The 12,156-nt window shown below is 35.3% G+C and carries 10 protein-coding genes; 6 read left to right on the top strand and 4 right to left on the bottom strand.

What is annotated here, in order from left to right; translation table 11 throughout:
• Window positions 1-206: 206 nt before the first annotated feature.
• The 6 genes from N7277_RS07625 (at window position 207) to N7277_RS07650 (ending at window position 8,454) form a co-directional block, all read left to right on the top strand.
• Window positions 207-668: a transcriptional regulator gene (locus tag N7277_RS07625; protein ID WP_274778975.1), complete on the top strand. Its 462-nt coding sequence runs from the start codon at window positions 207-209 to the stop codon at window positions 666-668.
• Between the two features lie 21 nt (window positions 669-689).
• Complete coding sequence (locus N7277_RS07630) at window positions 690-1,874, top strand: efflux RND transporter periplasmic adaptor subunit (RefSeq protein WP_274778976.1); 1,185 nt, start codon at window positions 690-692, stop codon at window positions 1,872-1,874.
• Entirely contained in the window at window positions 1,874-5,017 is a 3,144-nt protein-coding gene (locus N7277_RS07635) for an efflux RND transporter permease subunit (protein ID WP_274778977.1), read from the top strand. The genes N7277_RS07630 and N7277_RS07635 overlap by 1 nt, the downstream gene beginning before the upstream one ends.
• 16 nt (window positions 5,018-5,033) lie before the next feature.
• Window positions 5,034-6,440: a TolC family protein gene (locus N7277_RS07640; RefSeq protein WP_274778978.1), complete on the top strand. Its 1,407-nt coding sequence runs from the start codon at window positions 5,034-5,036 to the stop codon at window positions 6,438-6,440.
• A 149-nt stretch (window positions 6,441-6,589) separates the two neighbouring features.
• Window positions 6,590-7,192, top strand: a complete 603-nt coding sequence (locus N7277_RS07645) for a Crp/Fnr family transcriptional regulator (RefSeq protein ID WP_274778979.1) — start codon at window positions 6,590-6,592, stop codon at window positions 7,190-7,192.
• A 53-nt stretch (window positions 7,193-7,245) separates the two neighbouring features.
• Window positions 7,246-8,454: a hypothetical protein gene (locus N7277_RS07650; RefSeq protein ID WP_274778980.1), complete on the top strand. Its 1,209-nt coding sequence runs from the start codon at window positions 7,246-7,248 to the stop codon at window positions 8,452-8,454.
• Between the two features lie 79 nt (window positions 8,455-8,533).
• Here the strand turns inward: N7277_RS07650 and N7277_RS07655 are convergent, their stop codons facing one another.
• The 4 genes from N7277_RS07655 to nosD all read right to left on the bottom strand — a co-directional run bounded on the left by N7277_RS07655 (window position 8,534) and on the right by nosD (window position 12,085).
• On the bottom strand, window positions 8,534-9,082 hold the full coding sequence (locus N7277_RS07655; RefSeq protein WP_274778981.1) for a fasciclin domain-containing protein: 549 nt from the start codon (window positions 9,080-9,082) through the stop codon (window positions 8,534-8,536).
• Window positions 9,083-9,268: 186 nt separating this feature from the next.
• Complete coding sequence (locus N7277_RS07660) at window positions 9,269-10,036, bottom strand: ABC transporter permease subunit (RefSeq protein WP_274778982.1); 768 nt, start codon at window positions 10,034-10,036, stop codon at window positions 9,269-9,271.
• The gene (locus N7277_RS07665) at window positions 10,033-10,746 is read right to left on the bottom strand and encodes an ABC transporter ATP-binding protein (RefSeq protein WP_274778983.1); all 714 of its coding nucleotides are present in this window, start codon (window positions 10,744-10,746) and stop codon (window positions 10,033-10,035) included. The genes N7277_RS07660 and N7277_RS07665 overlap by 4 nt, the downstream gene beginning before the upstream one ends.
• Window positions 10,747-10,834: 88 nt before the next feature.
• Complete coding sequence (gene nosD, locus N7277_RS07670; RefSeq protein ID WP_274778984.1) at window positions 10,835-12,085, bottom strand: nitrous oxide reductase family maturation protein NosD; 1,251 nt, start codon at window positions 12,083-12,085, stop codon at window positions 10,835-10,837.
• Window positions 12,086-12,156: the final 71 nt, after the last annotated feature.

Raw genomic sequence — 12,156 nt, forward strand, 5'->3', positions numbered from 1 at the left:
TCTGATGATAACAAAAAAGGCCTTTTTATTAAGGTCTTTTTTGTGGTTTAAATTTTCTAAATAGTTCCATAGCCAGATAACTTCATCATCATATTATCAAATCACCACACCACCTTCAAAAAATAAGTATCTTTGATAAAATCTATCCATCTTAGTTCGTTTAGTTCCGAACTAATTGGTAAATTAGCGCCTCAATTCATTTCTAGATGAAGAATAGCTTACAAATAGAGCCTCAAGTGTATCAAGAATTAGTAGAATTCTATGGTCAACTCTTTGATATGCCACCACTTTCTGCTAAAATATATGCCTACCTTGCTTTTGATTTTGAGCGTAAAGGATTATGCTTTGATGAATTAGTGGGAACTTTTTGTGCAAGTAAGAGTTCTATCTCTTCGAGCATTAATTTTTTGCTCAATGCAGAACTCATAAAATCATTAAATAAAATTGATGAAAGAAAGAGATATTTTCTCATCAACGAAAGCTTTATCAACATCAGATTTGAAGAAATTGTGACTAGAATGAAACGAGAGATAAAAATTTTAGACCAATTAAGTGATTTCAGAAGAACTCGAGTAGACAATACTGAGTATGAAAAACGTTATATATTGTATAAATCGCTGTTAGAAAAAAACATTGCCAATATTCAGGAAACATTAGATAAATTATAAATCATTGAAAAATTTAATTATATGAAAAATATTTTCTTAGTACTCATCTTATCTTTACTGTCTGTTATTTCTTGTAAAAAACAAGAAGAGAAAAAAGACGGTCCTAAACCTTATCCAGTAATCAGTGTAGAAACAAGAAACGTAACGGGATATGATGTCTATCCAGCTGCGATAAAAGGAGTGGTAAATAATGATGTACGTGCAAAAATACAAGGATATATTACTCAAGTTTTAGTAGATGAAGGCCAATACGTAACGGCTGGTCAACCACTGTTCAGACTAGAAACCAACATTCTGAGCGAAAATGCAGATGCGGCTAAATCTGGAATTACTGCGGCACAAGCCAATGTTTCTGCAGCAAGAGCGGCCGTAAATGCTGCGCAAGTGGAGGTAAATAAATTAAAACCTTTGGTAGAAAAAAATATCATCAGCAATGTACAATTACAGACGGCTTTAGCAAATTTAGCCAGAGCACAAGCACAACTGTCACAAGCAGTGGCTTCTCAGCAACAGGCATCTGCCAACTATAAATCAGTACAGGCGAATATCAATTATTCCATCATTAGAGCGCCTATTTCAGGAATTGTAGGTAAACTACCATTAAAAGTAGGGAGTTTGGTAGGACCTTCTGATGCTACACCGCTCACTACCATTTCAGACACACGTTCGGTATATGCGTATTTCTCAATGAATGAAAAAGAATATTTAGATTTCTTAGAAAAATCTTACGGAGCTACAGTTCCTGAGAAAATCAAAAATCTACCAAATGTAGAGCTAGAATTAGCCAATGGAAGTCTTTATCCAGAAAAAGGTAGAATAGAGGTTGTAACAGGTCAAATAGACCCAGCTACAGGAACCATTCAGTTTAGAGTAGGGTTTCCTAATCCTTCTAAATTACTCACCAACGGAAACAGTGGAGCCATCAGATTTCCTAAATTCTACGACAATACTTTAGTGGTTCCAGAAAGTGCTACGTATGAACAACAAGGCATGGTATATCTTTTCAAAGTAGAAAAAGATACTGCTAAAAACACAGTGATAGAAGTGCAAGACAGAATTAATAACATGGTTATCATCAAATCTGGTGTAAACAAAGGAGACAAAGTAGTAGCTGCAGGAATTGGCGGATTGAAACCAGGAACGGCAATTATTCCAAAGCCTGCAAAATTTGATAGCATTGTACAATCTATAAAACCGCTTTTCTAATGATAAAGAATTTCATCAACAGACCGGTTTTATCAACCGTAATTTCAATTCTCATCGTTATTTTAGGGGTGTTGGGATTGGTCGCTTTACCTGTGACACAATATCCAGATATCGCACCGCCTACCGTAAGTGTATCGGCAAATTATACAGGAGCCAATGCAGAAACGGTGATGAAAAGTGTAGTAGTGCCTTTAGAAGAACAAATCAACGGGGTAGAAGGAATGAGCTATATTACTTCTTCTGCTGGAAATGATGGTTCGGCAAATATTCAGATATTTTTTAAACAAGGAGTAAACCCAGATATCGCTGCGGTAAACGTGCAGAATAGAGTAGCCAGAGCTACCCCTCTTTTGCCAAGCGAAGTAACGCGTTCTGGGGTGGTAACACAGAAGCAACAGACCAGTGCGCTGATGTACCTCTCTTTTTACTCAGAAAATGAAAAAATAAATGATGTTTATCTTCAGAATTATTTGAATATCAACGTTATTCCAAACATCAAAAGGATTAATGGAGTAGGTGATGCCAACGTAATGGGTGGAAAAAATTATTCCATGAGAATTTGGCTAGACCCAAATAAACTAGCAGCTTATGGCTTGAACCCTACAGATGTTACCGCTGCAATAAACGAACAGAGTAGAGAAGCGGCAGCAGGTTCTATCGGACAAAACAGTGGGAGTTCTTTTGAATATATCATCAAATACGTTGGGAAATACAACAGCAAAGAACAATATGATAACATCATCATCAAGTCTTTAGGAAACGGACAAAACCTAATGCTGAAAGATGTGGCCAAAGTAGAATTGGCAGCGCAATCTTATACAGGAAGAGGAGAAAACGGTAATTCTCCAGCCATCAGTATGGGGATTTTTCAAACGCCGGGTTCTAATGCACAAGACATCATCAATGATATCAAAGCTTACCTAAAAACAGCTGAAAGCGACTTACCAGAGGGAATTCATTATACCGTAAACTTTGACACCAATGAATTTCTGGATGCTTCCATCGAAAAAGTAGTCCATACCTTAATTGAAGCGTTTATCTTGGTATTCATTGTAGTATTTATCTTCTTACAAGATTTCCGTTCTACATTGATTCCGGCAATTGCAGTTCCAGTATCTATCATAGGAGCGTTTTTCTTCTTGAATCTTCTAGGATATTCCTTGAATTTATTGACGCTTTTTGCCTTGGTTTTAGCGATTGGTATTGTGGTAGATGACGCCATCGTAGTAGTAGAAGCAGTACACGCCAAAATGGAGCACGGCATTAGCGATGCCAAAAAAGCTACCATTGAGGCCATGCACGAAATTACAGGGGCAATTATCTCTATTACTTTGGTAATGGCTGCCGTTTTCATTCCGGTAACTTTTATTCAAGGCCCTACAGGTGTGTTCTATAAACAGTTTGGGATTACCTTGATTGTGGCGATTTTAATCTCAGCAATCAACGCATTAACATTGAGTCCAGTGTTGTGTTCATTATTTTTGAAACCACAACATCACGATAAAGAATACGAAGAAAAAACCACAATGGGAAAATTCTTCCACAGATTTAATGCAGGTTTCAAAGCATCTACAGACCGTTATGGTAGAGCATTTGTATATCTCATCAGACACAAGAAAGTAACGGTTATTATTTTTGCAATTACCATGGGAATTTTATGGTGGGCAAATGCTTCCATGAAAAAAGGTTTCGTTCCGAATGAAGACCGTGGAATCATCTTTACAGATGTTCAACTTCCTGCAGGAGCTTCTATGGAAAGAACCTATAACGCTTTGAAAGCAATTCAACAAAAAGCGCTACAAATTCCTGGAATTAAAAACGTAACCATTTCTACGGGAAGAGGTTTCTTATCTGGAAATGGTAGCAATAATGGTTTGGCTTTCATCAGACTAAAACCTTTTGAAGAAAGAACCAGTGACGACGAAAAAATAGAAAACATTACCAAAAAATTATTCGGAATGGCAGCTACGGTTCCAGATGCGAAAGTAGTGTTCTTCCAACCGCCTTCTGTTCCAGGTTTTGGTAGTAGTGCAGGTTTTGAAGCTGTTTTACTGGATAAATCGGGTGGTGATTATGCAGATTTAGACAAAGTGACGCAAGAATTCATCGGGAAATTAATAGAAAGACCCGAAATAGAATTTGCACAGACTTCTTTTAATACCAAGTATCCTCAGTATCAAATGTCGATTAATGTTCCAGTTGCAGAGCAATCTGGCGTTTCGGTGACGGATATTTTGAATACCATGCAAGGCTACATCGGTGGAATTTATGCGGCAGATTTTACCAAATATGGAAAACAATTTAGAGTGATGGTGCAAGCCTTACCAGATGCTAGAAAATCGCCTGAAAGTTTAAATGCCTTATACGTAAAAACGAAATCTGGAATAATGGCGCCGATTTCTCAGTTTGTAACCTTAGAAAAAACCTATGGTCCCCAATCAGTAAGCCGTTACAACTTATTCACTTCCGTGAAAATTACAGGTTCTAATGCACCGGGTTACAGTACCGGAGACGCGATTAGAGCAGTACAGGAAGTGGCAGAAGGTGGGCTCAACCAAAACTACGAAGTAGAATTTACAGGTTTGTCAAGAGAAGAATTAGCTTCTGGCTCTCAGACGCTATTGATATTCCTCTTGAGTTTGGTATTTGTGTATTTCATTTTAGCCGCGCAATATGAAAGTTATATCTTACCGTTAATTGTGATTATTTCCCTTCCATTAGGAGTAATGGGAGCATTTTTAGGTCAAAAATTAGCAGGCTTAGAAAATAATATTTACTTCCAGATTGCCCTAATCATGTTGGTAGGTTTATTGGCCAAAAATGCCATTCTAATTGTAGAATTTGCCGTTCAAAGACGCCATCATGGTGAAACCTTGGTTATGTCTGCCATCAATGCAGCCAAAGCGAGGTTAAGACCGATTTTAATGACTTCGTTTGCGTTTATTTTTGGTTTATTGCCTCTAATTTTCGCAACAGGAATTGGAGCAGTAGGAAACCGTTCGATTGCAACAGGTGCTGCCGTAGGTTTATTGATAGGTACATTTTTAGGATTAGTGGTAATTCCTGTATTATTTGTGATTTTCCAATATTTACAAGAAAAAATAAGTCCGCCTAAAAAACTGGAAATTAATCTGGCTGAATAATTTTAAAACTAAATGTATGAAAGTAACAATCCATAAAATAATTCTAATATTTTTCATAAGTTTTTTGGTGTTTTCTTGTCAAACCAGACAGAATTACCAAAGAGCTAAGGATGTAGTAGATGAAAAGCTTTTCAGAACAGATGCCTTGCCAAAAGATAGTTTAAGCATGGCAAATCTCTCTTGGAAAGAAATTTTTACCGATGCTGTTTTGCAAAAACACATTGCCAAAGCTTTAGAAAATAATTTAGACATCAGAATCGCATTACAAAATATTGCGAGTGCAGAAGCGTATCTGAAACAATCAAAAGCTGCTTATCAACCTACCATTTCCGTTGGACCTGATTATTCTTTTAATACTTCTTCGCTCAATACGCAGTTCGGACAAATTGTGGGAGAAAGAAGATACATCAATCAATTTGATATAACTGCAAATCTAGGTTGGGAATTAGACCTTTGGGGAAAACTAAAAGGACAAGAAAAAGCGCAATATGCAGCATATCTGGGTTCTGTTGCGGCGCATCAAAATGTAAAAAGCAATTTGGTGGCTTCTATTGCGACGGCGTATTATCAACTGTTGACTTTTGATGAACAGAAGAAAATTTTCAGCAATACCATAGAAATTCGCAAAAAGAATTTAGAAACCACCAAAGCATTAAAAGAAGCAGGAATTGTTTCGGAAGTGGCGGTTCAGCAAAGCGAAGCATTGGTTTATAATGCAGAAGCTTCTTTAGTAACTTTAGAGGTACAAATTCAGATGTTAGAGAATACCATTTCTTTGTTAATGGGAGAGCCTTCTCACGAAATCGAAAGAACTTCACTGAGTACACAAAATTTTGCGCTCAATACAGATTTAGGTTATCCAAGTGCACTTTTGGCGAATCGTCCAGATGTGAAACAAGCAGAATTTAACCTCATCAATGCTTTTGAACTCACCAATTCTGCGAAAGCACAGTTTTACCCTAGTCTTAGAATCACAGGGAGTACAGGAGTACAATCGGTAGATATTGACAAGTTGTTTAGTGGAAATTCTATTTTCGCCAATGTTTTGGTAGGATTGGCTCAACCGATTTTGAACAAAAGACAAATAAGAACCAATTACGAAGTTAGTCTCGCGAACCGAGAAAGAGCTTATCTGAATTTTAGAAAAACGATTCTGAATGCTGGAAATGAAGTTTCGGATGCGTTGAAAATGTACAATGCACAAGACCAATTCATCGCTTTTAAGAAAAAAGAATTATCAGCATACGATAAATCGGTAGAGTTTTCTCAGGAATTGGTGAATTACGGTATGGCGAATTATTTAGAAGTGTTGAATGCTAACGTGAATAAACTGAATGCCGAAATTAATATTGCCAATGCTCAATATTCAAAATTACAAGCAGGAGTAGAGCTGTACCGCGCTTTAGGTGGCGGTTGGAGATAAAAAATGTTTTAAAATTTTTGTTATATAGGCGTTCAATTTTAGAATTGAGCGCTTTTTTTGGCTTTAAATAAGATTGTTACGGTCTTTTTAAAATTCTATAGAAAAGGTCATTTATATTTTGTAAATTGCAGAAGTTAAAATGGTTTGAGATGAGTTTTATTATAGATCAAGAATTTAGTTTTAACACAAATGCTGAGTTAAAAAAATACAAAAAAGACGACCTTATTCATAGTGAAGGAAGTCATTCGCATTCGTTTTATTATTTAGTAAAAGGAGAACTTTCTGTCTTTCACTTTACCGAAGAAGGAAAAGAATTTTTGCAACACAAAGTGTTTGACCAAAGTTTTTTCGGGGAACCTGCTGTTTTGTTAGGGAGGCCTTTTCCGGGAAATGTAGTGGTGACTTCAGAATGTGCAGAAGTTTACAAAATCAACAAAGATAATTTCCTCAATTATCTCAAACAAAAACCCGATTTACTCATAGAATTTACCAAGTCTATTGCCGAAAAATCCATCAGCAAAAGCAATTCCATTAAAAACATAGTTTTCTTAAATCCAGAAAGTAGAATATTGAGTCAGCTGGTGGAGTATAAAAAACTTAAAACCAGTGAGGATGAGAAAATTCTGATTGACATTACCCGAAAAGAGCTTTCGAATATGACGGGTCTCAGAACCGAAACCATCATCAGAACCGTAAAAAAAATGGAAAGAGATGGCAAGTTAGAAATCAGAAATGGTAAAATTTATTTTTAGTCGCTGTGATTACAGTCATAGAATTAGCGTTTTAATTTCTCTAATTTTAGGGCATGAAAAATCAAGCATTCTTACTTAAGTTTTCAGTTTTCAGTTTTGTAATTGTTGCGGTTTTAGGTGTATTGATGCGCTATAAGATTGCCTTTTCTTTGCCTTTTGTAGAACAAAAACATCTTCAAGAAGCGCATTCTCATTTTGCTTTTTACGGCTTCATCACTTCTTGCATTTACATTTTAGTAGCCCAATATCTAAGCAAAACCGTCGAAGGAATTCACTTGAAAAAATACCAAATATTGATTGGGATTAATTTTTTCGCTTCTTACGGAATGCTGTTGAGTTTTCTATATGCAGGATACTATTGGTTATCCATCATTTTTTCCACCATCGCTTTACTGAATAGTTTTGTGTACTATTTTTTCTTGTACAGAGACCTTAAAAACCTTCAGGAAACCTCCAAAATTTGGTTTTTAGCTGCTTTTTTCTTTGCTGTATTGTCATCATTAGGCGTTTTTACATTGAGTTATATGATGGCGAGTAAAAACGTGGTTCAGGAATTATACTTAGCGTCTACCTATTTTTATCTGCATTTTCAGTACAACGGATTTTTTATTTTTTCATGTTTAGGTTTGCTCTTTTATCACCTCAAAGAAAAAGGAATTCTAATCAGTTCAAAAGAAAACAGAAACATATTTTGGTTGTTGTTCATAGGATGTTTCGTAGGCTTCGGTTTATCGGTTTTATGGTTGAAACTGCCTGTTTTTATTTATTTGGTAATCGTTTTGACAACACTTGCTCAAACTTATGGTGCTTTTCTGTTTTTTAAATGGATAAAAAACCAATGGCCAACGATAAAAACCACCACTAATGCTTTACAGAGATTTGTTTTCATCTATGTAGGCTTTGCTTTTGCGGTGAAAATTTTATTGCAGTTGGGTTCTGTAATTCCTGCGGTTTCTCAATTTGCGTTCGGTTTTAGAAATGTGGTGATTGCTTATTTACACTTGATTTTACTGATGTGTGTTGCGACTTTTTTATTGAGTCAAGTCATTCAAAATTTTAAAACAAGCCCTAGATTAAATGCAGGATTAAGATATTTTCTTTTGAGCGTTTTTCTGAATGAATTTTTATTAGGATTAATGGGCATTTTCTCGATAAAATATGTGGCTATTCCTTTTGCTAACGAATTTTTATTTGGAATTTCTGTACTCATTTTAATTTCCATTCTAATTATATTCAACAACTTAAAGGAAAAAAATAATTAAAACCCTTACTTTTTTATAAATCCCAAAAAGGCTTACTGAATTTCAGTAAGCCTTTTGTTGAAAAAAACCTATTTAATAATTATTCTGGTAAAATAACACCATCTACTACATATACAATTCCGTTAGATGCAGGAACTGTAGCAATAATATTTACGGTTCCGTTGATGGTTGGTTTGCCATTCACCATTTTAATAGTAATATTTTTACCGTCTACCATGCCTAATGATTGACCGTCAGTCATTTGTTCTGTTTTAATAACACCTACATATGTGTGGTGTCCTAAAATATCACCCAATTTGCCATTATTTTCAGGCTTTAATAAATCATCTACTGTTCCAGCAGGTAATTTATCAAAAGCAGCATTTACAGGCGCAAAAACAGTAAATGGACCTGCATTACTCAGTGAAGTAGTGAGTCCCGCTGCTTCTACTGCGGTAACGAGGGTAGAAAGATCTTTATTTCCTGCCGCTAATTTTACAATGGTAGGAGCAGAATCTTCGTCTACTACAGCTTCTTGACCACCAGCTACAGCTTCTGTAGAGGTAGAGGTTTCAGTGTTAGCTTCGGTTTTGTTGCAAGAGATAAGTCCTAGTGCAACACAAGAAACGATTAGAAATGTCTTTTTCATATTTTTATAAAATTTTGAATAAAATTACATTCAAACCCCGTCATCCTTTTATGATTGTAATCATAAAATAAACTGCTGAAAATGTGAATTTTATCAGAAAATTGAAAAGAATTAAAATGAAATTTTATCAAAAAAAATCTTCCCACTGAGGGGAAGAAATACGTAACAAATATTGATGATAAAAAATTATAAGTCCTTTTTATTGAATTGAATATAAGACAGTAGAAATGGCACTGCAATCCAAATGAAGAGAATGACCATAGAAATTCCCATGCCACCACCCGAGCCAAAGATTTCTTTGAAAACTGCTCCAGAATAACCTAGCATAGCAGAAATATTGAGTTGCAAAAGCACGAAAATTCTGGCAAGACCAATCGGATTAATTGCTGCTAAAGTCGCCATTATTCCTTCAATAGGATAATCTGCGAACTGGAACATAAGAACCAATAAAATGCCGTCATAAATAATAGCGAAAAACAGCCATACAAAAATCGAAATACCTATTCCTTTCGCACGGTCTCTACTTACAATAGAAGACAGCATGGCAAATGCCGTGAAAATAACCGAAAGCATAACCCCGATAATGATAAGCGAAAATCCTGTTTCTATAGAAGAATAGAGCAAAATAGGAACGCCACAACCAATCAGATACGCCAAAATCAATGCTGAGGAAAGCCCAATAAAAATATTGAACCAAATCTTGCCTCTTGCAATCGGTTGACTGAGCAATAATTCTATAAACTGACTGCTGTTATATACATAAATCGTAGAAAAAATAATGCTCACGAGTGGAACCACCAATAAAACAATATTGAGCAAACTAAGAGTAGCTTTGGTGTAATTGCTGTCTAATCCCAGTACAGACCAAGAAATGACAAAGAGGAGTACGGTGTATAATAAGACGATTTTATTTTTTAAAATGTCAAAAAAGATGAATTTTGCGATATTGTTCATGGCTTCATTTCCTTTAAAATACTGATGATACTTTCTGAGATTTTCTCGGTTTTTCTTTCAGTCATTAATTCTTCTACAGATTGGTGAACAATGACTTTTCCTTCATTCATAAAAACAATTTCACTGACGATATCATCTAATTCGCTCAAGAGGTGAGACGTGATAATGATGAGTTTTCCTTTATTTTTTTCTTTGATGATTTTATTTTTTAAAATTTCAGAAGCGAGAGGGTCTAAACCTGCCGTAGGTTCATCTAAAATAATAATCCCAGGATTGAATAAAAAAGCTAAAACGGCACTTACTTTTTGGGTAGTTCCGCCAGAAAGGGTACGCATTTTTTTGTCGAAAATACTTTCCAGTTCGAAAGCTTCTAAAAGTTCGGTATCTAATTCGTTTTCAGAGACTTTTCGGGTGTCTTTAATCATCTGAATGGTTTGCGCGATGGTCATATTCTCAGGATATCGACCAATTTGAGGCATGTAACCAATATTTTTTCGGTAGAGATAATGTTCTTTTACACTTTCATTATTGACCAAAATATCGCCATCTTCTACTACATTTAATCCGAGAATACATTTAATAAGGGTAGTTTTTCCGCATCCATTGGGACCAATGAGTGCTACAGAATGCCCATCATTAAAGTTGATATTCACCTGATTAAGCGCAGTGAACTTATTGAATTTTTTGGTTAAATTTTTTATTTCAATCATAACTTTTTAATAAAAATAATTTTTTAAATCACAAAACAGTGAATTAATGATATTCCAACTTCCAACATTTCATAACCTTATAACTCCATTACCTCATCACTTTATTCGGTTTCATCTCCGGTTTTTCGTCTACAAAATTTTCTGGAGTAAGACTTGGGATTAAGCGTTCGGAACGGTCTAATATCTCCACAAAAAATGCTCTGTATAACAACATAATCATAGGGTTTTGCTCAGAAAGCACAGAGTATAAACTCAAGGGATGAAAAGGAACATCACCAATTTGATCTTTGTCCAGATCATAACCTTCATATTTGTCCCAATGATTGTTTTTAAAAATATTCATTACAAGGCTTCCACTCGTGCTCACATCGAAAGTATTGTTTTCGAAATTATTCTTCATGAGACGGTTTTCCATGCAGTTGGCATTGAGTTTTATTCCCCAACCGTTGTTAGAAAACTGATTGTTATAGAGGTCTACTTTAGATGAACCATCCATAAAAATGGCAGCCGTGTTATTGTTGAAAATATTGTGTTTGATTTTACTGAACGTAAGGTCTTTGAGCAAGAGTCCATAAACGCCATCTCCCCAATTGTCTAGGAATTTATTCTTGTACATGCCTACATTTCGGCTGTACATTACAGCAACTCCAGCGTCATTATTCTTAAAAATATTTCCGGTGTAGACATTGTTATGAGCGAACATGAAGTGCAACCCGTAACGTTTATTTTTTTCGGAAATATTTCTAAAAACAAAGGTGTTGTTAGCTTTTTCTAAGTAAATGCCATCTTTGTGACCAGAAATGTAATTGTTTTTTATCCAGATTTCAGCACTGGACCAAACGTGAATCCCATCTCCGATTAATTCTTGAGATTTTCCTCTATTGGTGGTGATTTTATTGTTTTGAATCAAACACTGGTAACCTCTCTGAATAGTAATCCCGAAGTAATTGTTCTCAAAAATATTATTTTTAATGGTTGAAAACTGACTGTCATACAAACGAACAGCACCTATGTTTTTGACTTCATCTTCCCCAGAATTGATGATTTTAAAACCTTGCAAAAGAATTTTATTCGCTCTTAGAGAAACGATTTCGTACTTCATTTGACCGTCCAGAACAGGTCTGTCGATTCCAATAAGGGCAATAGATTTTTGGATGTTGATGTTTCCTTCTTTGTAATGTCCTTTTTGTACCAAAATCGTATCGCCATTTTGAGCTTGAGCAATGGCAGAGTTAATGGTTTTGTAAGCCTGATTTTTACCGACTACAAGTGTTTTCGCTGAATGATACGCAAAATTCAGGAGAAAGAGAAAAGATAATATTTTGTATGAATTTTTCAAGATATTTCAAAAAAATAGGCTTTGCTAAAAATATTAAAAATAATGTTTCTCACAAAGCCTTTTGAGCTATA

The organism is Cloacibacterium sp. TD35 (assembly GCF_028864635.1).
Taxonomy (GTDB): domain Bacteria; phylum Bacteroidota; class Bacteroidia; order Flavobacteriales; family Weeksellaceae; genus Cloacibacterium.

Bases quoted from the DNA above. Each gene is read 5' to 3' on its own strand.
- N7277_RS07630 (WP_274778976.1), top strand. From the start codon at position 690: ATGAAAAATATTTTCTTAGTACTCATCTTATCTTTACTGTCTGTTATT.
- N7277_RS07640 (WP_274778978.1), top strand. From the start codon at position 5,034: ATGAAAGTAACAATCCATAAAATAATTCTAATATTTTTCATAAGTTTT.
- N7277_RS07635 (WP_274778977.1), top strand. From the start codon at position 1,874: ATGATAAAGAATTTCATCAACAGACCGGTTTTATCAACCGTAATTTCA.
- N7277_RS07645 (WP_274778979.1), top strand. From the start codon at position 6,590: ATGAGTTTTATTATAGATCAAGAATTTAGTTTTAACACAAATGCTGAG.
- N7277_RS07625 (WP_274778975.1), top strand. From the start codon at position 207: ATGAAGAATAGCTTACAAATAGAGCCTCAAGTGTATCAAGAATTAGTA.
- N7277_RS07665 (WP_274778983.1), bottom strand. From the start codon at position 10,746: ATGATTGAAATAAAAAATTTAACCAAAAAATTCAATAAGTTCACTGCG.
- N7277_RS07660 (WP_274778982.1), bottom strand. From the start codon at position 10,036: ATGAACAATATCGCAAAATTCATCTTTTTTGACATTTTAAAAAATAAA.
- N7277_RS07650 (WP_274778980.1), top strand. From the start codon at position 7,246: ATGAAAAATCAAGCATTCTTACTTAAGTTTTCAGTTTTCAGTTTTGTA.
- N7277_RS07655 (WP_274778981.1), bottom strand. From the start codon at position 9,082: ATGAAAAAGACATTTCTAATCGTTTCTTGTGTTGCACTAGGACTTATC.